The 25,548-nt window shown below is 67.1% G+C and carries 21 protein-coding genes; all 21 read right to left on the minus strand.

Annotated elements, in window-relative coordinates; genetic code table 11:
* Position 1 precedes the first annotated feature (1 nt).
* The gene (locus OH146_RS05410) at positions 2-943 is read right to left on the minus strand and encodes a carbohydrate ABC transporter permease (RefSeq protein ID WP_265158178.1); all 942 of its coding nucleotides are present in this window, start codon (positions 941-943) and stop codon (positions 2-4) included.
* A 75-nt stretch (positions 944-1,018) separates the two neighbouring features.
* A complete protein-coding gene (locus tag OH146_RS05415; protein WP_265158180.1) occupies positions 1,019-2,308 on the minus strand; it encodes an ABC transporter substrate-binding protein in 1,290 nt (429 codons plus the stop codon).
* A gap of 314 nt (positions 2,309-2,622) precedes the next feature.
* Positions 2,623-3,879 (minus strand): FAD-binding protein, encoded by a 1,257-nt coding sequence (locus OH146_RS05420; RefSeq protein WP_265158182.1) that lies wholly within the window; start codon positions 3,877-3,879, stop codon positions 2,623-2,625.
* Positions 3,872-4,345 (minus strand): CinA family protein, encoded by a 474-nt coding sequence (locus OH146_RS05425; RefSeq protein WP_265158184.1) that lies wholly within the window; start codon positions 4,343-4,345, stop codon positions 3,872-3,874. The genes OH146_RS05420 and OH146_RS05425 overlap by 8 nt, the downstream gene beginning before the upstream one ends.
* A 37-nt stretch (positions 4,346-4,382) precedes the next feature.
* Positions 4,383-5,366, minus strand: coding sequence for an arabinan endo-1,5-alpha-L-arabinosidase (locus OH146_RS05430; RefSeq protein ID WP_265158186.1), 984 nt, complete (start codon positions 5,364-5,366; stop codon positions 4,383-4,385).
* 68 nt (positions 5,367-5,434) lie between these two features.
* On the minus strand, positions 5,435-6,952 hold the full coding sequence (gene arfA / locus OH146_RS05435) for an arabinosylfuranosidase ArfA (protein WP_265160670.1): 1,518 nt from the start codon (positions 6,950-6,952) through the stop codon (positions 5,435-5,437).
* Between the two features lie 39 nt (positions 6,953-6,991).
* The gene (locus tag OH146_RS05440) at positions 6,992-7,909 is read right to left on the minus strand and encodes a carbohydrate ABC transporter permease (RefSeq protein WP_265160672.1); all 918 of its coding nucleotides are present in this window, start codon (positions 7,907-7,909) and stop codon (positions 6,992-6,994) included.
* A complete protein-coding gene (locus tag OH146_RS05445; RefSeq protein ID WP_265158188.1) occupies positions 7,909-8,856 on the minus strand; it encodes a carbohydrate ABC transporter permease in 948 nt (315 codons plus the stop codon). The genes OH146_RS05440 and OH146_RS05445 overlap by 1 nt, the downstream gene beginning before the upstream one ends.
* Positions 8,857-8,906: 50 nt before the next feature.
* The gene (locus tag OH146_RS05450; protein ID WP_265158190.1) at positions 8,907-10,241 is read right to left on the minus strand and encodes an ABC transporter substrate-binding protein; all 1,335 of its coding nucleotides are present in this window, start codon (positions 10,239-10,241) and stop codon (positions 8,907-8,909) included.
* A 124-nt stretch (positions 10,242-10,365) separates the two neighbouring features.
* Entirely contained in the window at positions 10,366-11,385 is a 1,020-nt protein-coding gene (locus OH146_RS05455) for a LacI family DNA-binding transcriptional regulator (protein ID WP_265158192.1), read from the minus strand.
* A 27-nt stretch (positions 11,386-11,412) separates the two neighbouring features.
* A complete protein-coding gene (locus tag OH146_RS05460; protein WP_265158196.1) occupies positions 11,413-11,613 on the minus strand; it encodes a hypothetical protein in 201 nt (66 codons plus the stop codon).
* 439 nt (positions 11,614-12,052) lie between these two features.
* Positions 12,053-13,333, minus strand: a complete 1,281-nt coding sequence (locus tag OH146_RS05465; RefSeq protein WP_265158199.1) for a multidrug effflux MFS transporter — start codon at positions 13,331-13,333, stop codon at positions 12,053-12,055.
* A gap of 157 nt (positions 13,334-13,490) precedes the next feature.
* Positions 13,491-14,813, minus strand: coding sequence for a multiple monosaccharide ABC transporter permease (mmsB, locus tag OH146_RS05470; RefSeq protein WP_265158202.1), 1,323 nt, complete (start codon positions 14,811-14,813; stop codon positions 13,491-13,493).
* Complete coding sequence (mmsA, locus tag OH146_RS05475; protein WP_265158205.1) at positions 14,814-16,346, minus strand: multiple monosaccharide ABC transporter ATP-binding protein; 1,533 nt, start codon at positions 16,344-16,346, stop codon at positions 14,814-14,816.
* A gap of 82 nt (positions 16,347-16,428) precedes the next feature.
* Positions 16,429-17,535, minus strand: a complete 1,107-nt coding sequence (chvE, locus tag OH146_RS05480) for a multiple monosaccharide ABC transporter substrate-binding protein (protein WP_372508460.1) — start codon at positions 17,533-17,535, stop codon at positions 16,429-16,431.
* A gap of 53 nt (positions 17,536-17,588) precedes the next feature.
* Entirely contained in the window at positions 17,589-19,106 is a 1,518-nt protein-coding gene (araA, locus tag OH146_RS05485; protein ID WP_265158210.1) for an L-arabinose isomerase, read from the minus strand.
* Positions 19,106-19,816 (minus strand): L-ribulose-5-phosphate 4-epimerase, encoded by a 711-nt coding sequence (locus OH146_RS05490; RefSeq protein WP_265158213.1) that lies wholly within the window; start codon positions 19,814-19,816, stop codon positions 19,106-19,108. The genes araA and OH146_RS05490 overlap by 1 nt, the downstream gene beginning before the upstream one ends.
* A complete protein-coding gene (araB, locus tag OH146_RS05495; protein WP_372508462.1) occupies positions 19,813-21,594 on the minus strand; it encodes a ribulokinase in 1,782 nt (593 codons plus the stop codon). The genes OH146_RS05490 and araB overlap by 4 nt, the downstream gene beginning before the upstream one ends.
* Before the next feature lie 239 nt (positions 21,595-21,833).
* A complete protein-coding gene (locus tag OH146_RS05500; RefSeq protein WP_265158216.1) occupies positions 21,834-22,838 on the minus strand; it encodes a LacI family DNA-binding transcriptional regulator in 1,005 nt (334 codons plus the stop codon).
* Positions 22,839-22,941: 103 nt separating this feature from the next.
* Positions 22,942-24,084 (minus strand): cystathionine gamma-synthase, encoded by a 1,143-nt coding sequence (locus tag OH146_RS05505; protein ID WP_265158218.1) that lies wholly within the window; start codon positions 24,082-24,084, stop codon positions 22,942-22,944.
* Positions 24,085-24,114: 30 nt separating this feature from the next.
* Complete coding sequence (locus OH146_RS05510) at positions 24,115-25,476, minus strand: cystathionine beta-synthase (protein ID WP_265158220.1); 1,362 nt, start codon at positions 25,474-25,476, stop codon at positions 24,115-24,117.
* Positions 25,477-25,548 lie beyond the last annotated feature (72 nt).

Genomic DNA, 25,548 nt, shown 5'->3' on the forward strand with positions numbered 1-25,548 from the left:
CTCACAGTCCGCTCCTCTCGCGCTTCTCGACCGCGTTCTGGGCGCGGATGAACAGGACGACGAGCACGCAGATCACGATCGTGAGCGCCGTCGCGATGGTCGCGCCGTAGCCGACCTGCTGCGACTGGAAGAACTCGCTGTAGGCGTAGTAGCTCGGCACCATGGTGCTGTCGCCGGGCCCGCCGCGGGTGAGCACGAAAATGGGGCCAAAGACCTTCATGGCCGCGATCGTGCAGGTGAGGGTGACCACAAAGATCTCGGGGCGGATCACGCTGACCGTGATGGCGCGGAAGCGTTGGAACCAGTTCGCCCCGTCGAGCTCGGCCGCCTCATAGAGCTCGGGGTCGACCCGCTGCAGCGCCGCCATGAAGATCACGACGGGGTAGCCGATCTGCACCCAGACGAGCACGACCATGATGCTCAGGAGCGCCGTGTCGGGGCTGCCGAGCCAGTTGTGGGCGAGGGCGCCGAGCCCCAGATCGGTCAGGATCGTGTTGAGCGCACCGTTCTCGGGGCGCAGGATCCAGCCGATCACGATGCCCGCGACGACGACCGGGAGCACCTGGGGAAGGTAGTAGGTCGCCCGCATGAAGCTCGCAAGGCGGCCGCCGAACTTCTTGCCCACGAGGTCGAAGAGCATTGCCGCGAGCACGAGCCCGAGCAGTGTCGGCACGATGACCATTGCGATGATCATGGCGACGCTGTTGCGGAAGGAGGCCCAGAATGTCGTGTCGCCCGCCAGCTCGATCCAGTTCTCGAGGCCGATGAACTCGGGCGGGCGGATGCCGCGCCACTCCGTGAAGGTCAGCAGCACGTTCCAGACGAGGGGCACAAGCACGATGAGCGTGAGCAGCACGAGACCGGGCACGAGGTAGAGCCAGTAGACGGCGCGGCCACCCTTCCCGCGATGCGGGATGAGACCCTCGTCGGCGAGGCGGGTCATGATTCCTCCTGAGCGTGGGAGAGGACTCCGGGGAGCGCGTATCGGGGCGCTCCCCGGAGTTCCGGGCGGATGCTGCTAGCGGAAGTCGGCCGCGTAGGACTCGTACTCCTCCTCGAGTGAGGTGAGCACCTCATCCGGCGACTTCGTCTTGTTGATGAGCTGCTGCAGCTCGGCGACGAGGGTGTCGTAGAACGTCGGCGTGGGCCAGTCGGGGTAGAAGGCGAGACCGTCCCGCTCGTTGATGGCATTGAAGCCCTCGATGAGCTCCTGGCTCTTCTCGTCGGTGATGTCGGCGATGTCCGCCGCGACGGGCAGACCGCCGCTGTTGCCGAGCAGCGCCTGGATCTCGGGCCGGAGCGTGATGTCGATGAACTCGTAGGCCAGCTCCGGGTTGCCCGCGTTGACGGGAACCACCCACATGTTGCCCGCCGAGCCGAGGTTCAGCTCGCTGCCCGGGAACTCGAAGATGCCCCACTCGAAGCTCGTAGCCTCGTCGAGGAAGCGGCCGTACCACCAGCTGCCGGAGACGAAGATCGGCGCGCTGCCGTTGATGAATGAGACACCGGCATCCTCTGCCTTGAGCCCGGAGGCGTTCTGCGAGAGGTAGCCCTTGTCGACGTACTCGACCAGCGTCTCGGCCGCCGTCGTGAAGGCCTCGTCGTGGAAGTCGACCTCGCCCTCGTAGAGCTGGTAGTCATTCACCCACTGCCGGTCGGCCTCCATCAGGGCGAGCTGGTAGAAGAGCTGGCCGAGGGGGTACTCCTGGCCTGCCTGCGCGAGCGGCGTGATGCCTGCATCGACGAAGCTGTCGAGCACGGCCTCGAACTCCTCGTACGTCGTGGGGACCTCGAGACCCTGAGCGGCGAAGGCGTCCTTGTTGTAGTACACCGTCACGTACTCGCCGTAGTTCGGCACGCCGTACCAGGCGCCCGAGCCCATGACGCCGTCCTCGTTGTAGCGGGCCGTGGTCTGGAGCGCGGGGGCGAGCTTGTCGTCCCAGCCATGCTCCTCGACCGCCTCGGTGATGTCCGTCAACAACCCCTGGCTCGCAAGCAGCCCGGCCGTGCCGTTGCCCTTCGCGTACTCGAGGATGTCGGGGGCTTCATCAGAGTTGAGCACCTGGCTCGCGGTCGAGCGGATCTGCTCGAAGCCCTTGGCCTCGAACTCGACCGTGGCACCGGTCTCCTCCTCGAAGATCTCGATCGCCCTGTCCCACGCGATTCCCATCGCGCTGTTCTCACCCTCGAAGTGCCAGAGGGTGAGGGTGTTGTCGTCACCTTCGTCGCCACCCGCGCCGGAGCATCCGGTCGCGACCAGGGCAACGGCGGCAACCGCGGCTGCAAGCGTTGCGCGCCTCTTGTGCATCTCTACCTCCTCGTATGGGAGAGGACGCGCGATGTGCAGGGCCGCATCCACTCCGATGCTTTTGTTGTGAGTGACAACCTACAGAAGGTTTACCGGTAAAGCTAGAGGCAATTTCGCGCGACCCTGCGGCCCTCGCCTCGGAGTTTCGGAGGAGAAACGGGGCGCCACGCCGGCCGACGGATGCCGGGAGACAGCGTGTCGGCAAAAATCTCCTCCCGAACATGCCGGAGGAGGCGGGGGGCGGCGGCGCGAGGAGGCGGGGGCGGCGCGAGGAGGCGGAGGCGGCGCGAGGAGGCGGGGGGCGGCGCGAGGAGTCAGCGGGGTAGGTGCGCGTCGAGGAAGGCGTTGTCGAACTTGCGAGCCGGGTCGAGCCGGCGGCGCAGTTCGGCGAAGTCGGCGGCCCGCGGGTACCGCGCGCTCACGTCGCCCACCATGAAGAGCTTGCCCCAGTGCGGGCGGAACGCGAACGGCTCAAGCTCCCGCTCGATCGTGGAGAGCAGCCCCTCGACCTCGGTCTGGCGCTGCTCCCATGTGAAGTGCAGGCCGACCACGTCGCATCCGTAGGCCGGGCTGAGCCAGAGGTCATCGGCGGCGACCGTGCGCACCTCGCACACCTGCAGCAGCGGGGCGATGCGGTGCGCGAGGCCCTGTAGGGCGCGAATCGCGTCAACCGCGTGCTCGCGCGGCACGAGGTATTCGCTCTGCAGCTCCTGCCCGTTCGACGGCGTGAAGTCGAGCCTGAAGTGCGGCAGCCGGTCGAGCCAGCGGCCCGGCACGCCGAGCTGCTGCGTGCAGTTCTCGGGCGAGATGCCGGGCAGCGGATGCCTCTCCCCCTCGGCGGGCGAACCGCCGAAGTGGTCACGGGGCAGGGAGTCGTCGCGGTCGGGGCGGCGCTTGAACCAGCCCTGGTCGATCGTCTCCGCATCCCGCCAAGTCGTGAAGAGGCTCACGCTGTGGGCCGCGAAGGTGACGCCCGTGAGATCGTTGAGCACATGCGCCCAGGGGATGCCCTCGATGACGTGCTGCTCGACCTCATAGCTCGGCTCGATGTCGAGAGTGACCGAGGTGGTCACGCCGAGAGCGCCGAGCGACACGACAGCACCCACGAAGTCCGGGTCGCCGCGGCGGAGCGCCAAGAGCGAGCCGTCGGCGGTCACGAGCTCGAGGCCCGCGACACTCGAGGCGAGGCTGCCCGTGCGATCGCCCGAGCCGTGCGTGCCGGTCGCGATGGCGCCGGCCACCGAGATGTGCGGCAAGGAGGCGAGCGCGGCGAGCGCCCAGCCCTGCTCCTCAAGCGCGATCGCGAGGTCGCCGTAGCGCGCGCCGGCCGGCACCGTGGCGGTACGGGCATCCGCATCGATGACGGGTTCGCCGCCCAGGCGGCGCACCGAGACCTGGGCGTGCTCCGTGTCGGCGATGCGATTGAAGGAGTGCCGCGTGCCAAGGGCCCGGAGGCTCCCCTCCTGCGCCACGACCTGCCGCAGCTCGTCGATGCTTTCCGGTTCATAAACCTCGGATGCCGCGTACCGCAGGTTCCCCGCCCAGTTGGAGCGGTTCCGCTCCTCAGTCATCCGATTCGACGGCTTCCGCGAGCGCAATGAGCGCCTGCCGCTTCGTCGCCTCGAGGATCTCACCCGGGTCGCCGTGGAAGCGGTGCTGCTGCACGTAACCGCGCTTGGGAGTCGTGACGCCGAGGTAGACGGTGCCGACGGGCTGCCCGTCCTGCTCGTCGGGCCCGCCGACGCCCGTGACGGAGACGGCGATGTCGGCCCCCATCAACTCGGCGACACCCGCCGCCATCTGCGCGGCGGCCGTCTCGCAGACGACCGGCCCCCGCTCGACGCCGAGGGCGCGATACTTTGCCTCGCGGTGGTAGGCGACCACGCCGCCCGCGAACCAGTCGGAGGAGGACTCCCCCGCGCCCAGCGCGCTCGCGATCTGGCCCGATGTGAGCGATTCCGCGCACGCGACTCTCACCTCGGAGCCTCCCGCGGCGCTGCCGATGCGTTCGACCAGAGCTGTGATCTCGTCCTCCATGTCTCCCGATTGTGGTGCGCTGCCGCTCCGGGCGCTTTCAGTCAATGCTCGGCCAGCCGTCGACCCACTCGATCGGGCGGATACCGAGTGTGAACTGTCCGCCCCGGTCGCCGTCGTAGTAGTGGTAGGCCAGGTAGTCCACCCCGCCGACCCGCGCGACGGACTGCCCGCCGGGACCGATCTGCGGATGCTCGGACTCGAGCAGCGACATCCCGCCGTCCTGCAGCAGCGGCACGCCCTCCCGGTCGAGATAGGGACCCGTCACCGTCTCGGAGCGCCCCACCGCCATGTTGTAGGTGCTGCCGAGGCCGCGGCAGCATGAGTCGCGCGAGAAGAAGAGGTAGTACCAGCCGTCGCGCTCCACGATGTAGGGCGCCTCGATCGCGTTGGGCGGAGTTTGCCGGTCGGCGAGGCGGAGTGGTTCTGCATGGTCGACCCTGAGGCCCGAGGGCCACTCGAGCTCGATCATTCGCAGTCCGCTCCAGAACGAACCGAAGGCCATCCACGGCGTGCCCTCGGCGTCGGTGATGATGCCGGGGTCGATCGCGTTGAAGTCGTCGTCGCCGTCCGAGGCGATGACCGGTCCGCGGTCGACCCACTCGTAGTTCGCAGCATCCGGGTCGAGCGTTTCGTTGGTCGCGAGGGCGATGACGGAGGTGTTGCTGCCGAACGTCGACGCCGAGTAGTAGAGGTGCCAGGTGCCGTCGTGCCGCACGAGCTCGGGCGCCCAGAGGTTGTCGACCCCGTCGACGGCCTCGACCACCCATGCGGGCTTCTCCTGCCACACCTCGCCCACGTACTCCCACTGCTCTCCGTCGTCGGAGTGGCGGACCTGGATGTTGCCGTCGGCCACGGCGCCGTTGCCCGTCGAGTAGACGTACCAGTCGTCGCCTTCGATCGCGAGGGCGGGGTCGTGCGTGGTCAGGTCGCCGCTCAGCTCGAGCGACTCATGCTGAGGCCCCGTCGAGCACGCCGTGAGCGCCACCGAGAGGAGGGCTGCCCCTGCGACGGCGGGCAGCATCGCCCGCCGACGAATCACTGTTGTAGCGCGGCCGCGGCGCCAACCACGACCGCCGCGGCCGCGGGTCTTCATCGTCTCTCGAGCCCGATCGCGGTCCAGGAGACGGGCGGGAGGGTGACCGTGACGGTCGAGCCGTCGAGGGTCACAGTGCCGTTCTCCACGAGTCCCACCCTCTCCGGCTCCTCGAGCGTGTTCTTGGCATGGATGTCGTCGTCGCTCAGGGTGTGGGCGGAGGTCACGGCGACGGCCCCGAGGGCGGCGACGTCGAGCGTGACGGTGGTCGCGGCATCCTGCGATCGGTTGACGAGGAAGACGGCGGACTCCCCCGCCTCCTCGTCGTGTGTCGCGACCGCGTCGACGAGCGGCACGACGCCGTACTCCTTCGTCTCATAGGTGTCGGAGTCGAGGCGCGGCGTGAGCACCGTGCCGCGGGCGAGCTGCGAGGTGAGGGCGAAGGGGAAGAAGGTGGTCTGGCGCCAGGCCGGACCCCCGGGCTCCGTCATGATGGGCGCGATCACGTTGACCAGCTGGGCGAGCGAGGCGGATGTCACGCGGTCGGCGTGCTTGAGCAGCGAGATCATGAGGCTGCCGAAGACGACGGCGTCGGCGACCGAGTAGACGTCTTCGAGGAGGCGCGGGGCGACGGGCCAGTCGTCGCGCGAGAACTCCTTGGCTCGCTCCTGCCAGCGATCGATGTACCAGACGTTCCACTCGTCGAAGGAGATGTTGATCGTCTTGGCGCTGCGCTTCACGGCCTTCACGTGGTCGGCGGTCGCGACGACCGTGTCGATGAAGTGGTCCATGTTGACGGAGCTCGCGAGGAAGCTCGCCATGTCGCCGCCGCGCTCCTCGTAGTAGGCGTGGCACGAGATGTAGTCGACGTCCTCGTAGGTGTGGTGCAGCACGACCCGCTCCCATTCCCCGAAGGTCGGCATCTGCGCGCTCGAGGAACCGCACACGACAAGCTCGAGGTCGCGGTCGATCTGCCGCATGGCCTTCGCGGTCTGGGAGGCGATCTTGCCGTAGTCGTCGGCGCTGCGGTGACCCAGCTGCCACGGGCCGTCCATCTCGTTGCCGAGGCACCACATCCGCACGTTGAAGGGCTCCTCGGCGCCGTTGGCGATGCGCTGCTGCGACAGGGCGGTGCCGCCGCGGTGGTTGCTGTACTCGAGCAGGTCAAGGGCCTCGGCCGTGCCGCGCGTGCCGAGGTTGACGGCAAGCATCAGCTCGCTGTCGACCTTGCGCAGCCAGGAGGCGAACTCGTGCAGGCCCACCTCATTGGTCTCGGTAGAGTGCCAGGCGAGGTCGAGCCGGCGGGGGCGCTGCTCCTTGGGCCCCACGCTGTCCTCCCACTTGAAGCCGGAGACGAAGTTGCCGCCGGGATAGCGGATCGTCGAGACTCCGAGCTCCCTCACGAGCTCGATGACGTCGCTGCGGAAGCCCTCCTCGTCGGCCTCCGGATGTCCCGGCTCGTAGATCCCGTCGTAGACGTGCCGACCGAGGTGCTCCACGAAACCACCGAAGAGGCGACGGTTGATGGGACCGACCGTGAAGTGCGGGTCGAGGGTGAGGTGCGCTTTGGGCATGGAGGTGCTTTCGTTGGTCGAGGTCATGGACTTGAGGGGCTACTTGAGGCTGCCGACGGCGAGGCCGCCCTGCCAGTAGCGCTGCAGGGTGAGGAATGACAGCACGAGCGGCAGGATCGAGACGAAGGCGCCGGTCGTGATGAGGTTCCAGACCTGCTCGCCACCGGCCCCCGCATTCGAGAGCGCCTGCCAGTTGTTGAGGCCGACCGTCACGGGCAGCAGGAGCGGGTCGCGCAGCACCGCGAGCGGCAGGAAGAAGTTGTTCCACGTCGCGACGATCGAGATGAGCAGCACCGTCACGATCGCGGGTTTCAGCAGCGGCAGGGCCACCTGCAGGAAGGTGCGCAGCTCACCTGCGCCGTCGACGCGGGCCGCATCGATCAACTCGTCGGCGACAGCATCCTGCGTGTAGATCCTCATGAGGTAGACGCCGAAGGGGCTGAGGAGCGAGGGCAGGATGACCGCCCAGATCGTGTTGATGAGGCCGATGCCGCTGAGCAGCACGAAGGTCGGGATGACGAGGGCCGTGAGCGGCACCATGACGGCGCCGAGGAGTAGAGCGAAGAAGGCGCTGCGCCCGCGGAAGCGGTACTTGGCGAAGCCGTAGCCCGCGAGCACGCTGAGCACGGTCGCCCCGACGCCGCCCGTGAGGGCATAGAGGAAGGAGTTGCCGAGCCAGCGCCAATAGATGCCGTTCTGGTAGCTGCCCAGCTGGGACAGGTTCTCGAAGAAGGTGAACTGGTCGTCGAACCAGAGCGGCCCGCCGGAACCCGTGAAGAGCCCCGAGTTCGATTTCGTGCTCGCGACGACGAGCCACCACAGGGGAATCACGAAGTAGAGGGCGAGCACGATCAGCAGCGCGTGGGAGCCGATGCGCGGCCCACCTGAGACGCCGCTGGAGGAACGGCGACGACGCGGTGCCGCGTCGCGGTCGGTGGAAACGGGGAGGGCGACCATCACTTGAGTCCGCTCTGCTTGCGCGTGAGGAAGAGGAAGAGGTAGGAGCCGATGAACACGACGACGCCGAGTGCGAATGCGATCGTCGACGCGTAGTTGAACTGGCTGTAGGAGAACGCGAGGGTGAAGGCATACATATTGGGCGTGTACGAGACCGGGATGGCCCCTTGGGCGACGCCGCGCAGCACGAGCGGCTCCGTGAAGAACTGCAGCGTGCCGATGAGCGCGAAGACGACGACCATGACCATCGACGAGGAGATCATCGGCAGCTTGATGCGGGTGGCGATCTGCCATCCGTTTGCGCCGTCGATGCGCGCCGCCTCATAGACCTGGGAGTCGATGCTGCGGAGAGCCGCGTAGATGATGACCATGTAGTAACCCGACCACTGCCACGTGACGATGTTGACGAGGCTGAAGAAGACGGTGTCTTGGCCGAGGAAGTTCGGGGCATCCAGCCCGAAGAGGTCGAAGAGGGTCGCGGCGGGCCCGAACCTCGGCGAGTAGAGGAAGCCCCACATGATTGCGCCGATCACGATCGGGATCGCGTAGGGCACGAAGATGAGCAGCCGCGAGAGCTTCGCGAGCCGCGTCGCGAGGGAGTCCAGCACGAGCGCCGCGACCGCTGCGACGATGAGCTGCGCCGGAATCATGACGACTGCGAACATCAGTACGCGGCCGACCCCCTCGAGGAACAGCGGATCCGTGAACGCCTTCACGTAGTTGTCGAGCCCCGTGAACGTCGTGCCCGCCGCGAGCGTCGACGTCTGCAGGCTCATGATGAAGGCGAGCACGAGCGGCACGATGAGGAACGTGACGAAAACGATCGCGAAGGGAGCGACGAAGGCCCACCCCCACCACTGGCGGCGGCGATCTGCCGACGACGAGGCAGAGCGGATGCGACGGGGCTGAGGTGGCGCGGCGGCGTCGGCGCGCGTGATGGTGGTCATGTTGTGCCTCCAGGAGGGGCCGCCGACGCGGGGCGCCGACGGCCCTGCCGTCATTCGGTGACTGTGAAGCCCTGCTCGGTCGCGTACTGCACGAGGGTCTCCTGCAGGTCGTCAAGCGCTGTGCCGGCGTCCTTCTCTCCCTCGACCATGGCGAACAGCTGCTCGGTGAGCTGGTCGTAGGCGTAGTTCTGGAAGGGGCTGAAGGTGAAACCCTCATAACCGGCGGCCGCAGCCAGGAACACGTCGCGGTTGATCTGCTGGCCGTCGAAGAACGGGTACTCAAGGTCACGGAAGTAGTCAGACTCGAGCATGGGCCGCCACAGCGGGAACAGCGCCGCCTCCTCGACCCCGATGCGCCAAGCCTCCTCGGTGCCGAAGATCTCCATCGCGACCTGCGCGGCGAGCTCCGGATCGTCGGCCTGGGAGGTCACGGCGAAGGTCGAACCGCCCCAGTTGATCTGCACGGGGTTCGCCGGGTCCCACTGCGGCACGGGAGCCGCCCGCCACACCGCGTCTTCGTCAGCATCCGAGAGCCCGCCCAGGTAGCCGGGGCCCCATGCCGCCGCAATGTAGACCGCATAGGTGCCGTCGACGAGCTTGGTGTTGTAGTCGGCCGTGAACGCGTCATCCGTCGCGACGAGGCCGCGCTGCACAAGGTCGTTCCAGTACTCGAGCACCCGCTTCGAACCCTCGTCGTTGACGTTGATGCCCACCTCGGTGGGATTCGCGTTGTCGTAGGTGAAGGGCGCCGATCCGGCCTGCGCGAAGAGCGCCTGGTTGTAGGCGCGGCCGTTGGTCGGGAAGTCGGCGATGACTCCGGGGGCGCCGGCATCCTTCAGCTGCTGCGCTGCGATCTCGAACTGGTCCCAGGTGGTCGGCACTTCGATGCCGTATTCGTCGAAGATGTCCTGACGGTAGAGCATCCCCATGGGGCCGCCGTCGACCGGGATGGCGTAGACGGCGTCTCCGCTCGAGACGTCCTCCCACGCGCCCTCCGTGTAGTCGTCTCGGACCTCGTTCGCCCCGTACTCGCTCAGGTCGACGAGCGCGTCGCGGATCGCGAAGCTCGAGAGCACCTCGGCCTCGAGCATGATGACGTCGGGCGCGCCGGAGCCCGCCTCGATCGCGGTCGAGAACCGCGTGTACTCGTCGTTGCCCTGACCGGCGTTGGTCCAGCAGACCTGAACGTCATCGTGCGTCTCGTTGAAGTGGTCGACGACCTGCTCGAAGGCGGGATACCAGGCCCAGACGCTGACCTGGGTCGCCTCCTCATTCATGATCGTGTTGGTGCAGCTCTCTTCGCTGGCACCACCGGCGGAGCACGCCGTGAGGGCGAGCGCTGCGATGGCGACCGAGCCGACGGCTGCGGCGTGGGTGCGATTCATGGACGAATCCTCCTTGATTCGGATGCTGGTGCGCGGGCCCGCCGCGAGTGCGGGTAAACGTTGTAGTAAACGTTGTAGAACAATAGTGAGTGGCGGCGTGCCCCCTGTCAAGGGGACATTTGGCTCAGACCGTCGACTCGCGCCCCACGATGCGGAAGGCCGTCTCGATCTCGCGCGGCGCCGCGAGGGATGCCCCGTTCCGACTGCGCTCGCGAATCCGCTCCTGCAGCACCTCCACGGCCCGCTCCGCGATCTCCTCCCGACCCGGGTCCACCGTCGAGAGCGTGGGGATCGAATACGCCGTCTCATCGAGGTTGTCGAAACCCATCACCGCGACATCGCGCGGCACCACCAGCCCCGCCTCCTGGATGACCCGCATGGCACCCAGCGCGAGCGTGTCGTTGAACGCGAAGACCGCGTCGAACTCGACGCCGGAGTCGAGCAGGGCGCGCATCGCCTCGGCACCGTTGGAGCGATGCCACAGAGTGGTATAGCCGACAAGCCGCGGGTCGAACGGCACGCTTGCCGCGTCGAGTGCCTCACGGTAGCCCGCAAAACGCAACCCCGCAGAGCCGATGATCTCCCCCTCGTGCGCACCGATTACGGCGATCCGGCGCCGACCCAGCCCAAGGAGGTGCTCCGTCGCTGCCCTCGCCGCCTCCACATTGCGCATCGTGACGTGGTCCGCGGGGCCGTGGAAGACCCGCTCCCCGAGGATCACGAGCGGGTAGTCGACACGCAGGAACTCAGCATCCTCGTTCCCCATGCCGAGCACACTGAAGATGAGACCGTCCGTGAAGCGTCGGCTGGGGCTCCGCAGCATCTCAAGCTCACGCTCGCGGTCGCCGTTGGTCTGCTCTATGAGCACCGTGAGCCCCCGCTTCTCTGCAGCCTTCATGACGGAATCAGCGAGTTCGGCGAAGTAGCTCAGGCGCAGCTCCGGCACCGCGAGCCCGATCACCCCCGTCGTGCCCGAGCGCAGGCTGCGTGCCGTGAGGTTGGGCCGGTAGTCGAGCTGGCTGATCGCGGCGAGCACACGGGCACGCGTCTGCTCCCGCACCGGCGCGGAATCGTTGACAACATTCGAGACCGTCTTGATGGAGACGCCTGCGAGCCGCGCGACATCGTGCAGCGTGGCGGCCATCGACTCCCCTTCCGGTCACCCGCCACACTACAACGTTGCAACCCGCGCGGCATCGCGCAGCACGATAGGTCGCAGAGCACACGCGATGAGGGCGATCAACGCCAGCTGGCCGAACAGCACATAGGCGACCCAGAAGCCGGAGAGAACCACAAGTGCGCTGAGGATCAAGACGGCGCCGAGCCGCCGCCAGGAGAGGACTGCGGGGGCCGGGCCGCTCACGGGTGACACGCGGTCATCCTGCCACTCAGCCGGACCCATATCACGCGGTGACGTGCGCCCGCCGCGAGATCGCCTGTCGGAAATTCAGGAAAATCGCCACTGCTCCCGCTGTCGGAAATTCAGGAAAACGACCGTTGCCCCCGCTTTCGACAATTCAGAAGAGCCGGCGCCCCGCTGTCGGAAACTCAGGAAATTCGACTCCGCGCGAGGAGCGACCGACGCAGTGGGCGACTCGTCAACCCCCCGAAGAATCGGGCGAAAGACCAGAGAACGGGCCGAGTTTCCTGAGTTTCCGAGAGGCGGTTGGATCGCGGCTTCCTGAATTTCTGAGGATGCTGCGAGAGCGCGTTTTCCTGACTTTCCGCGAGGGGCTACGGCGGGACCGGACTCGGGCGCGGGCGCGTTTTCCTGAATTTCCGTGACGGGCGGGAGGTGCCGCCCAGTGGGCTCAGTCCTCGAGGGGCGGCACCGAGCGGGGCCGCACGACGGCCCACACCACGAAGACGCCGATCGCGGCCGCACAACCCATGACGAGCGCCATGGGGGTCGCGCTGGCGACGCCCAGCAGGCCGACGACGGGCGAGATGAGCCCCGCGAGGCCGAAGTTGAGGGCGCCGAGGAGCGATGCCGCCGTGCCCGCCTCCTTGCCGTGGTGGGCAAGCGCGAGCACCTGCACGGCAGGGAACCCGAAGCCGCACGCCGTGATGTAGAACCAGAGCGGGATGAGGGTGCCCCAGAGCCCCGCCCCCGCCTGGTCAAGCGAGATGATCGTGACCGCCATCGCCAACTGCACGGATGTCACGCCCACGAGCACCCACTGCGGCCCCACGCTCAGGCGCGCCATGAGCCGCGAGCTGGTCTGCACCCCGAGGACGACGCCGACCGAGTTGATGCCGAAGAGCAGCCCGTATTGCTGGGGAGTGAAGCCGTAGACCTCTTGGAAGAGGAACGACGAGCTGGAGAGGTAGGAGAAGAGCCCCGTGAAGCTCATGGCGCCAACGAGCGCCGCGCCCACGTAGACGCGGTCGGTGAGGAGCGCCCGGTAGCGGGCCCGCATCGTGCCGTGCCCGGGGAGTCGGCGCTGGCTGGGCGGCAGGGTCTCAATGATGAGCGAGAGCACCGCGACGACGACGATCGCGGCGTAGCCGGCGAGCACCCAGAAGATGCCGCGCCAGTCCATCACGAGCAGCAGTTGCGAGCCGATGACGGGGGCGAGGATGGGCGCGAGACCGTTGACGAGCGCGAGGCGCGACAGCATCGTGACGAGGCGCTTGCCACCGAAGAGATCGCGCACCATCGCCATGGCGACGACACCGCCCGCCGCAGCGCCGAAACCCTGCAGCACCCGGAACACCGCGAGCCACGTGATGTCGGGGGCGAGCGCCGCCCCAATGCTGGCGAGGATGTGCACGGATGTCGCGAGGATGAGTGGCAGGCGCCGCCCGACGCGGTCACTCCAGGGGCCGACGAGCAACTGCCCGAGGCCGAAGCCGATCGTCGTGCCCGTGAGAGTGAGCTGGATGGCCGCGGCCCCGACACCGAGATCGTCCTCCAGCGAGGGGAAGGCGGGCAGGTAGAGGTCGATCGTGAAGGGGCCGAGTGCTGTGAGCGTGCCGAGCACGAGCACGTAGACGAGGCGTTGCCGCGCTGTGAGTGCGTCGCCGGGGTGGCGTCGGTGGTCCTTGAGGTCGCCCGGCAGGATGACGGGGATGGAGTTGGTCTGGCTCACACGGTTCCTTGCTGGACGAGGCGCGGGAGCGCCGCGCCGAGGAGCTGCCTGTGGTGGGGCGACGATGCACGAAGAGGCAGACCGACAAGTCTAGCGGATGCACGGATGCCGGCCACCCATAGGGGCGACCGGCATCCGCGGGGTGACGGGTGCTGGGCTAACTGCCGGCGGGCCCCGTCTTGGCGTTCGCCTTCTGCATGTCGGGTTTGCCTGCCTCCGCCGTTTCCGCCGTCTCCGTCGAAATCGTCGCGGTGGAGGCCGTCATGGGAGCCTTCGGCTGGCTGCGGCGTCCGCCCGTGCGGCGCTTGTTGTAGACGTCGAATGCGACCGCGAGCAGCAGCACGAGACCCTTGATGAACTGCTGGAAGTCGGTGCTGACACCCATGAGCGACATGCCGTTGTTGAGCACACCCATGATGAGACCACCCGTGATGGCACCCGTGACGGTTCCGATACCGCCCGTCACGGCGGCACCACCGATGAAGGCGGCCGCGATGGCGTCGAGCTCGAAGAGGTTACCTGCACCGGGGCCCGCCGAGTTGAGGCGACCCGTGAACACGAGGCCCGCGAGGGCCGCGAGCACGCCCATGTTGACGAAGAGGTAGAAGTCGACCTTCTGCGTCTTGATGCCCGAGAGCTGGGCAGCGTGCAGGTTGCCGCCGCGCGCGTAGATGTGGCGGCCGAAGACGCTGCGGCTCATGACGGCCGTGTAGGCGACCACGAGGAGGCCGAGCACGATCAGCACGATGGGGGTGCCGCGCGAGCCGGGCGCGATGCCGAGCAGGTAGGTGAGGCCGAGCACGAGGATGGCCGTGAAGGCGAGCTTCGCGATGAACCAGCTGATCGGCTCGGACTCGAGGCCGTGCTTGACCCGCGACATCCGCCCCTTGACCTGCGAGCCGATCAGCATGATCAGCGCAAGGATTCCGAGCCCGACCGTGATCCACTCGGCGGGCGAGGTGCTCGCCGGGAACAGCTGCGGGAAGACATAGCCGCCGCCCAGCTGGCGGTACTCGTTGGGGAAGGGCGTGATGCGCTGGTTGCCCAGCACGATCTGCGTGAGACCGCGGAAGATGAGCATGCCCGCGAGGGTCACGATGAAGGCGGGGATGCCGACGAACGCGATCCAGAAGCCCTGCCAAGCGCCGACGAGCGCGCCGATGAGGAGCGAGGCGATGATCGCGATCCACCATGGGGCACCCCACTGTTGAATCATGATGCCCGACATCGCCCCGACGAAGGCGGCGACGGAGCCGACCGAGAGGTCGATGTGCCCCGCGATGATGACCATCACCATGCCGATCGCGAGGATCAGAATGTAGCTGTTCTGAACGATGATGTTCGACACGTTGCCGGCCGTGAGCAGTCGGCCGTCCGTGAGGATCTGGAACAGCACCACGATCACGATCAGCGCGATGAAGATGCCAATCTGGCGCATCCGGCTCGCGAGGAAGCCCAGCGATTCCTTGAGGGCGCTCATCTACTTTTCCTTTTCTTTTGTCATGTACTGCATGAGTGCCTCCGGTGTGGCGTCCTCGATGCTCATCTCACCCGTGATGTGGCCCTCCGAGAGCGCGTAGATGCGGTCGGAGATGCCGAGAAGCTCCGGCAGCTCGGAGGAGATCACGATGACCGCCTTCCCCTCCGCCGCGAGCCTGTTGATGATCGTGTAGATCTCGTACTTGGCCCCGACGTCGATACCTCGGGTCGGCTCATCGAGGATGAGCACGTCGGGGTCGGAGAACATCCACTTCGAGAGCACGACCTTCTGCTGGTTGCCGCCCGAGAGCTGCCCAGTGACGGAAGACACGGAGGGCGCCTTGATGTTCATGCTCTTGCGGTAGTCGCTCGCGACCAGGTACTCCTTGTTGTCGTCGACCCAACCACGCTTGGCGAGCTTGCCGAGGGCCGCCGCCGAGATGTTCCGCTTGATGTCCTCGATGAGATTGAGGCCGTAGCGCTTGCGGTCCTCCGTGGCATACGCGATCCCGTTGGCGATCGCATCCGAAACCGTCTTGACCTTCACCTCTTTGCCGTGCATGTAGACGCGGCCGGTGATGCCGGAACCGTAGGAGCGGCCGAAGATGCTCATGGCGAGCTCAGTGCGTCCTGCACCCATGAGGCCCGCGATGCCGACGACCTCGCCCGCGCGCACGTTGAGGTTGGCGCCATGGATGACAACGCGGTCGTGCTCGGTCGGGTGGTGCACGGTCCAGTCCTCGACGCGGAAGATCTCCTCGCCGATCTTGGGGGTGCGGTCGGGGTAGCGGTGCTCGAGGTCGCGGCCCACCATCCCCTTGATGATGCGGTTCTCCGAGATGTCGTCGCTCTTCATGTCGAGCGTCTCGATCGCGCGCCCGTCACGGATGATCGTGACCTTGTCGGCGATCGCCTTGATCTCGTTGAGCTTGTGGCTGATGATGATCGACGTGATGCCCTGCCCCTGCAGGTGCTTGATCAGGTCGAGCAGGTGGGCCGAGTCCTCGTCGTTGAGCGCCGCGGTGGGCTCGTCGAGAATGAGCAGCTTGACCTGCTTCGAAAGGGCCTTGGCGATCTCCACGAGCTGTTGCTTACCAACGCCGATGTCGGTGATCTTGGTCGTGGGGTTGTCGCTCAGCCCGACCCGGGCGAGTAGCTTCGCCGCCTCGAGGTTGGTCTTGTTCCAGTCGATGAATCCACCGCTCTGGATCTCATTGCCGAGGAAGATGTTCTCGGCGATCGAGAGGTAGGGGCTCAGCGCGAGCTCCTGGTGGATGATGACGATTCCGCTTTTCTCGCTGTCGCGGATGTCTCGGAAGCTCACGGGCTTGCCCTCGAAGAGGATCTCGCCCTCGTAGCTGCCGTGCGGGTAGACGCCCGACAAGACCTTCATGAGGGTGGACTTGCCCGCCCCGTTCTCTCCGCAGATCGCGTGGACCTCGCCGCGCGCTACGGAGAGGTTGACGTCCTGCAGCGCCTTGACGCCGGGGAACGTCTTGGTGATGCTCCGCATCTCGAGAATGCCTGCGCCCATTCCCTGCCTCTTCTTCTTGTGGTGTGGTTGGGGGTGCTCGGTGGGGCGCAGATGCCTGCGCCCCACCGAGCGGGAGTGAGTTCTACTCGAAGGTTCCCTCTTCGTAGTAGCCGCTCTCGATGAGAACTTCCTCGTAGTTCTCGGCGGTCACGATCTGCGACTCGAGCAGGTACGACGGCACGATCTTCTCGCCGTTGTCGTACGTCTCGGTGTCGTTGACCTCGGGCTCCTCGCCGTTGAGAACGGCGTCGACCATCTCGACGGCCTGCTCACCGAGCAGACGCGTGTCCTTGAAGATCGTGGAGTACTGCTCGCCCGCGATGATGGACTTGACCGAGCCCTCCTCGGCGTCCTGACCGGTCACGATGGGCAGCTCGCTTGAGGAGTAGCCGCCAGCCGTGAGGGCCGAGATGATGCCGATCGAGAGGCCGTCGTAGGGCGAGAGCACGCCGTGGATGGGGGTGTCACCGATGATGGTGAGCAGGTCATCCATGCGGTCCTGCGCGGTGGCCGGGTCCCAACGGAGGATGGCCGCCTGGTCGAACGCCGTCTGGCCCGAGGGCACCGTGATGACGCCGCTGTCCATGTAGGGCTGGAGCACCGACATCGCACCGTCCCAGAAGAAGGTCGCGTTGTTGTCGTCGGGGCTGCCCGCGAAGAGCTCGACGTTGAAGGGGCCGGTGGCTCCCGTGTCCTCGCCGTTCTCGTCGAGGATGCCCATGCCCGTCAGGAGCGAGGTGCCCTGCTGCACCCCAACCTCGAAGTTGTCGAAGGTCGTGTAGTAGTCCACGTTCTCCGAGCCGAGGATGAGGCGGTCGTAGGAGATCACGGGGATGTCCTGCGAGGCCGCCTGCTCGAGCACCTCGGTCAGGGCGGTGCCGTCGATCGCCGCGATGATGAGGGCCTCAGCACCACCGGAGATCATGTTCTCGATCTGCGACAGCTGCGTGGGGATGTCGTCGTTGGCGAACTGGAGGTCGACCGTGTAGCCGCGCTCCTCGAGCTCGGCCTCGACGTTCGCGCCATCCGCGATCCACCGCTCCGAGGTCTGGGTGGGCATCGAGACGCCGACGATGGCGCCCTCGGTGTCACCGTCGCCGCCGCCAGTGCGGTCACCGGAGCATCCAGCCAGCGCGAGAACGAGCGCGCTTCCGGCGGCAATGCCGGTGAGCAACTTGTGTGTCTTCACTGTGTTTCCTTTCGTTGTGGTTGAGGTCATGGTGCAAGTGCTGGGCGCGGGCCTCAGAGGCCTTGCGCGAGGCGATAGTAGGCGGCATTCCAGCGCACCTCACGCTGGAAGTCCCTGAGGGTCGTCTGCTCGTCGATCACAAGCAGCTCGGTGCCCGCCATCTCGGCGAAGTCCCGGAACACGTCGACACCCACGGCGGTCGTCATGACCGTGTGGTGGGCGGCCCCGGCCGTGAGCCACGCAGCTGCGGAAGTCGCGAAGTCGGGCGCGGGCTTCCACAGTGCGCGGCCCACGGGAAGGTTGGGCATAGGTTCGTCGAGGGCCACGTTCTCGACGACATTTGCCACGATTCTGAAGCGGTCGCGCATGTCGCTCATGGCGACAACGACGGCGGGGCCGGGGTCCGCCGTGAAGACGAGCCGCACGGGGTCCTCCTTGCCGCCGATGCCGAGCGGGTGGATCTCGAGGCTCGGCTTCTCGCTCGTAAGCGAGGGGCTCACCTCGAGCATGTGGGCGCCGAGAATCTTCTCGTCGCCGGGCGTGAGGTGGTAGGTGTAGTCCTCCATCAGGGAGGCGCCGCCCGGGAGGCCCGCTCCCATGACGTTGGCAGTGCGCACGAGGATCGCGGTCTTCCAGTCGCCCTCCGCGCCGAAGCCGTAGCCCTCTGCCATGAGGCGCTGCACCGCGAGGCCCGGCAGTTGCTTGAGCGCGCCCAGGTCTTCGAAGCTTGTCGTGAAGGCGCCGAAGCCGCCCTCCTCAAGGAAGGAGCGCAGGCCCAACTCGATTGCCGCACCGTCGCGCAGCGACTCGTGCCGCTCGCCGCCCTTGCGCAGTTCGGACACGACGTTGTACAGCTCCTCGTACTCGGCGACGAGCGCGTCGATGTCAGAAGCGGATGCCGCATCCACCGCCTCCGCGAGCTCGTTGACGCCCCACGTGTTGACCTGCACCCCGAAGCGCAGCTCCGCCTCGGTCTTGTCGCCCTCCGTGACGGCGACGTAGCGCATGTTGTCGCCGAAGCGGGCGAGCTTGAGGGTGTGGGTGGCGGCCCAGCCCGCCGCGGCCCGCTGCCAGGTGGCGACCTGCGCCGTGACATCCGGGTTGCTGACGTGGCCGACGACCGTCTTGCGGGCGACACCGAGTCGGGTCTGGATGTAGCCGAACTCCCGGTCGCCGTGGGCGGCCTGGTTGAGGTTCATGAAGTCGAAGTCGATCTCGCCCCACGGCAGCTCGACGTTGGCCTGCGTGTGCAGGTGCAGGAGCGGCTTGCGCAGGGCGTCGAGGCCCGCGATCCACATCTTGGCGGGGCTGAAGGTGTGCATCCAGGCCATGACGCCGATGACGTTGTCGGCCGCGTTGACATCAAGCGCGAGGCGGCGGATCGAGTCGCTCTCCTTGAGCACGGGCTTCCACACGACCTTGACGGGCACCTCGGATGCCGCGTCCAGCGCCTCCGCGATGGCGCGCGACTGCTCGGCCACCTGCTGCAGGGTCTCCTCGCCGTAGAGGTTCTGGCTGCCGGTGACGAACCAGACCTCGTAGTGGTCGAGCGAGGTGGTGAGCTTGGGCATTACTTCAGTGCTCCTTCGGGCTTCTGGCCGTAGACGTTCTGGTAGCGGTCGAAGAGCGAGTCGATCGCCTCCTGCGGGATCGGGATGAGCTCGCCGGCCTGGCGGGCGATGTGCACGGTGCGCGCGACATCCTCGACCATGACGGCGGCCTTGACGGCGTCGCGGGCGTTCTTGCCGATCGTGAAGGGGCCGTGGTTCTGCATGAGCACGGCGCGCGAACGGTGACCCTGCAGGGTCGCGACGATGCCGCGGCCGATCGAGTCATCGCCGATGATCGCGAAGGGGCCCACGGGGATCTCGCCGCCGAACTCGTCGGCCATCGCCGTGATGACGCAGGGGATGGACTCGCCGCGCGCGGCCCACGCCGTCGCGTAGGTCGAGTGGGTGTGCACAACTCCCCCGACCTCGGGCATGTTGCGGTAGACGTAGGCGTGCGCGGCCGTGTCGCTCGAGGGGCTCCGCTCGCATCCGGCGGTGTCAGGGATGACGTTGCCGTCGAGGTCGCAGAGGATCATGTTCTCGGGCGCGAGGTCGTCGTAGTCGACACCGCTCGGCTTGATGACGAATAGCTCGGCGCCGGGCACGCGGCCGCTCACGTTGCCGCCCGTCCACACCACGAGGTTGTAGCGGGTGAGCTCCGAGTGGAGGCTCGCGACATCCGCGCGCACCGCCTCGATGGCCGATTCGATCTCGGGGCTGAAGGTCGTCATGCGTGCACCTCCCGCTCCGAGGCATCCACCGTGTCGGTGGGGGCCGAGAGCGCAGTGCGGCGCCGCGACTTGAGCCGCTTCATGACGTCGTTGGCACCGCGACCGAAGTAATCGTGCAACTCGGAGTAGTCGGCGTAGAGGGCGTCGTAGGCGTCTGCCGCCGCCTCGTTGGGCGTGTAGACGTTGCGGTGAACGCGTCCCATCGCCTCGCCCGCCGAGCGCACATCGGGGTAGGCGCCCGCCGCGACGGCCGCATGGATGGCGGAACCCAGAGCAGGCCCCTGCTCGCTCGCGATCGTCGAGAGGGGCATCCGCAGCACGTCGCTGTAGGTCTGCATGAGGAAGGCGTTCTTGAGCAGCCCGCCCGCGACGAAGAACTCCGTGACCGGCACGCCGCTCGCATTGAAGGTCTCGACGATCTTGCGCGTTCCGAAGGCCGTCGCCTCGAGGAGGGCGCGGTAGACGTCCTCGGGGCGCGTCGTCAGGGTCGCGCCGAGCACGAGGCCGCTCAGCTCGTGGTCGACGAGCACCGAGCGGTTTCCCGAGTGCCAGTCCAGCGCGACGAGGCCGTGCCCGCCGACCGGCTGGTCCTGTGAAAGCTCCGTCAGATACTGGTGGATGCTCAGCCCGCGCTCGCGCGCCGCCTCGTGATACTCCCCCGGCACCTGGTTCTTCACGTACCACGCGAAGATGTCGCCGACACCCGACTGCCCAGCCTCATAGCCGTAGAGGCCTTTGAGGATGCCGCCGTCGACGACTCCGCACATGCCGGGGACCTCGGTGAGGGCATCCGAGTTCATGACGTGGCAGGTGCTCGTGCCCATGATGGCGAGCATCTGGCCGGGATCGACCGCCTTGGCGGCGGGGGCGCAGACGTGGGCGTCGACGTTGCCGACTGCCACCGCAATGCCCTCAGGCAGGCCCGTCCACTCGGCCGCCTGCGCACTCAGAGTGCCCGCGGCATCCCCCAGCTGGCCGATCTCGTGCGCAACCTTCTCGTCAACGAAGCCCGCGAAATCGGGGTTGAGGGCCGCGAGGAAGTCGCGGCTGGGGTACTCGCCATCCTGCAGGATGCCCTTGTAGCCGGCCGTGCACGCATTGCGCACGTAGCGACCCGTGAGCTGCCAGACGATCCAGTCGGCCGCCTCGACCCAGTGCTCCATGCGCTCGTAGAGTTCGGGATCCTCCTCGAGCAGCTGGAGGCCCTTCGCGAACTCCCACTCGCTCGAGATGAGTCCGCCGTAGCGGCCGAGCCACGTCTCACCGCGCTCGGCAGCGAGCTCGTTGATGCGGTCGGCCTGCCCCTGGGCGGCGTGGTGCTTCCAGAGCTTGACGTAGGCGTGGGGGCGAGACTCGAAGCCCTCGACCTCGTTGAGGGGCGTGCCGTCGGCGATCGTCGGCACCATGGTGCAGGCGGTGAAATCGGTGCCGATTCCGATGACGGACGCCGGGTCGATGCCCGCCTTCGCGACGGCCTCGGGCACGGCACTCTTGATGACGTCGACGTAGTCGGAGGGCACCTGCAGCGCCCACTCCGGAGGAAGCTTCTCGCCTGTCGCCGCGAGCGTCGTGTCCATGACCGCGTGCGGATACTCGAGGGTCGCGCTCGCCAGCTCCTCGCCGTCCGAGACACGCACAACCACCGCGCGGCCGCTCAGGGTTCCGAAGTCGACCCCGATGACATAGCGCTCTCCGTTACGCGTTTCGGCTGCGCGACTCTCGGGTGCACTCACGGGCGGCGACTCCTTCGTCTGGGGCTGATCGGCCTCGCCTTTCATCGCTCAAGCGATGGGGGCGGATATCGCGGCGTCGGGTTGCGCGTCGCCGCGGAAATGTGACCGTTCGTGTGACCGTTCACATCAGCCGCAATCGTACCCCCAATCCCACAATCGATGTCAACGCCGAGAGGAAATCGTGATCGAGCAGCATCCGCGGCCACCCTGCCTCTGTCGCGAGAGGTCAAAAGGTGCACGATATGCCCTCGGGATGCACCGAAAGTGACCTTCCACATCCCGCGTCAGGCCGGAGCCGTAGAACCACGCACCACCAACTCAGGCGCGATCTGTTCGTGGCTCGCGCCCGTCGACCCCCTGAGCTCGTCGAGGATGATCGCAAGCGAGCGCCGCCCGATCTCCGCGAAGTCCTGGCGCACAGTCGTGAGCGGTGGCCAAAAGTATGCGGCGTCGGGAATGTCGTCGAAGCCGACGACGCTCACATCCTGGGGCACCCGCATCCCCCCTTCGTGGAGGGCGTGGATGAGGCCGAGCGCCATCTGGTCGTTCGCGCAGAAGACCGCCGAGAAATCCGGATGCCGCAGCATCTCTCTCCCCGCGTGGTAACCGAAGTCTGCGGTCCAGTCGCCGAGTATGGGCGGTCTCGTGTTGAGCTCGGCCTCGTTGATCTCGTGCAGGAAACCCCGCATGCGAGCATCCGCCTCGATCCAGTCCCTAGGCCCCGCGATGTGCTCGATCTCGCGATGTCCGAGATCAATCAGGTGCCGGGTCGCGAGCCGCCCTCCCGCGAACTGGTCGACCGACATGCTGTGACTTGTATCGCGCCGCGTCGAATCGAGGGTCACGAAGGGAATCGTGAGCCCGATGTCGGCGATCGCGTCGAAGACCCGCACCTGCGGCGCGATGATGACGATCGCCTCGACCGCCTGCACGCGCAGGAAGTCGAGCCCGCTACGAATCGAGTCGTAGTCGCTCGCGGTGTTGGTGATCATCACCCGGTAACCGGACTGCCGCGCGGCGACCTCGATCGCGTGAACACTCGTGGTGGGCCCGTAGTGCGCCGTGTCTCCCGAGAGCACGCCGATCGTGCGGCTGCGATTCGTGACGAGCGCACGCGCCGCCTGATTCGGCTGATAGCCGAGCTCGTCAATGACCTGCCGCACGCGCTCCCGAGTGCTGGGGCGGATATTGGGCGAGTCGTTGAGCACCCGCGACACGGTCTGATAGGAGACCCCGGCCAGCCTCGCGACGTCCCGGATATTCGGGGCGCGAACCTTCTCTGGTTCCATGGAGCATCAGGCCTGTCGTGATGTGTACGGTCACATTCTGCGGGACGCATCCATTATGCACGTCCCCGTGCCCGGTGCTCCGACCCCAGAGCGGGGCGAGCCACTACACGTGGTCGAGCGCTGCTGTGATGTCCGCCAGCAGGTCGTCGATGCCCTCGATCCCCACCGAGAGACGGATGACGTTCTCCGGCACCGCGAGCTCAGTGCCCTTGACGGAGGCGTGCGTCATCTCGGAGGGGTAGCCGATGAGCGACTCGACCCCGCCGAGGGATTCCGCGAGCTGGAACACCTCAGTGCCCTCGGCGACCTTCTTCGCGGCATCCGGTCCGCCCTTCAGCGCGAGCGAGAGCATCCCGCCGAAGTCGCTCATCTGGCGGGCGGCGACCTCGTGGCCCGGATGCGACTCAAGGCCCGGGTAGAACACGCGCTCGATCGCGGCGTGGTGCTCGAGGGTCGCCGCGATCGTGTGCGCATTGGAGGAGTGGCGGTCCATCCGCACCGCGAGCGTCTTGATGCCGCGCACCGTAAGCCATGCTTCCATGGGCGACGACACAGCGCCGACGCCGAACTGCACGAAGCCGACCTTCTCCGCGAGCTCCTCATCGCTCAGGATGACGGCCCCGCCGAGCACATCCGAATGCCCGCCGAGATACTTCGTCGTGGAGTGCACCACGACATCGGCGCCGAGGGCGAGCGGCTGCTGCAGGTAGGGGGTCGCGAAGGTGTTGTCGACGACGACGATCGCGCCGGCCTCGTGACCCATCTGTGCGAGTTGCGCGATGTCCGTGATCTTCATGAGCGGGTTGCTCGGCGTCTCGAGCCACAGGATGCGCGTGTTCGGCCGGATCGCGGCGCGCACGGCATCCGCGTCGCTCATCTCGACGGTCGAGAGCTCCACGCCCCACGGGGCGTGCACGCGGTTGACCAGACGGTGCGTTCCGCCGTAGACGTCATTGCCCATCAGGATGTGGTCGCCGGGCTTCAGGGCGGCGCGCAGCAGCGCATCCTCGGCCGCGAGGCCGGAGGCGAAGCTGAAGGCGTGGCTGCCGCCCTCGAGGGAGGCGAGAAGCTCCTGAAGCGAGTCGCGCGTGGGGTTGGCCGCTCGCGCATACTCATAGCCGCCCCGGAGCCCGCCGATGCCGTCCTGCACGAAGGTCGAGGTCATGTAGATCGGCGGCACGACGGCGCCCGTGGCGGGGTCGAAGTCCTGGCCGGAATGGATGGCGCGGGTGCTGAAGTCGCTCATGGTGCTGCCCTTCGGACGGGAGATCTGTGGTCAGACGGAGAAGTGCGCGAGCAGGCTGCGCCGCCCGAGCAGCCCGACGGGCTTGCCCTTGTCGAGCACGAGGAGGGTGCCCTGCGACACGAGCCGGGACTCCACCTCGTCGAGCGTCTCGCACACGCCGACCAGGGCGAGCGGCGGACCCATGATCTTGGAGATCGGGTCCTCCAGGCTCGCCGAAGAGGTGAGGAGGGCGTCGACGAGGATGTTCTCCGAGACACTGCCGACGACCTCTCCCAGCACGACGGGCGGCTCTGCCGAGAGCACGGGGAGGGCGGTGTAGGTGTGACCGGTCAGGAGGTTGACGGCTTCCCGCACAGTGTTCTCGAGACGCAAGTGAGGCAGGTCCTCCGCAGAGCCCGTGAACACGTCATGCACGCGTCGGTCGCTGCCGTCACCCGGCGCACCGAACCCGTGACTGTTGATCCAATGGTCGTTGAACAGCTTGCCGAGATAGCCACGGCCGCCGTCGGGCAGAAGAACGACGACGACGTCATCCGGCCCCATCGACTTCGCTGCCTCGAGCGCCGAGACCACCGCCATGCCGCTCGACCCGCCCACCAGCAGGCCCTCCTCGAGGGCGAGGCGCCGGGTCATGTCGAAGGCGTCGGCATCCGTCACCATGATGATGTCGTCGACAACGCTCGGGTCGTAGGCGCCCGGCCAGAAATCCTCACCCACACCCTCGACGAGATAGGGGCGCCCCGTGCCCCCCGAGTAGACGGAGCCCTCGGGGTCGGAGCCGATGACGCGCACGGCGCCGTCGGAGACCTCCTTGAGGTACTTGCCCGTGCCGCTGATGGTTCCGCCCGTGCCGACCCCCGCCACAAAGGCCGTCACGCGGCCCTCCGTGTCGCGCCAGATCTCGGGGCCGGTCGTCTCGTAGTGGCTGAGGGGCCCGTTGAGGTTCTGGTACTGGTTGGGCTTGAAGGCCCCGGGGATCTCCCGCGCGAGCCGGTCCGACACCGAGTAGTAGGACTCGGGGCTGTCGGGAGCTACTGCAGTGGGGGTCACGACGACCTCGGCGCCGTATGCCCTCAGCACATTGCGCTTGTCCTCTCCCACCTTGTCGGGGCAGACGAAGACGCAGCGATAGCCGCGCTGCTGCGCGACCAGCGCGAGCCCCACCCCCGTGTTGCCCGAAGTCGGTTCGACGATCGTGCCGCCGGGCTTCAGGTCGCCGGACTCCTCCGCCGCGTCGATGATCTTGGCGGCGATGCGGTCCTTCGACGAGCCTCCGGGGTTGAGGTACTCGACCTTGACGAGCACCGTCGCGGAAATCCCCTCCGTGACCCTGTTGAGCTTGACGAGGGGAGTGTTCCCGACCAGATCGAGGACGGTGTCTGCATACTTCATGGTTGAGCCAATCTACCAGCGGCATCCGGATGTTGCCCCGGGCTTGCACCCCGGACGGGGGCCGAGCGGCAC

The organism is Homoserinimonas sedimenticola (assembly GCF_026094475.1).
Lineage (GTDB): Bacteria > Actinomycetota > Actinomycetes > Actinomycetales > Microbacteriaceae > Homoserinimonas > Homoserinimonas sedimenticola.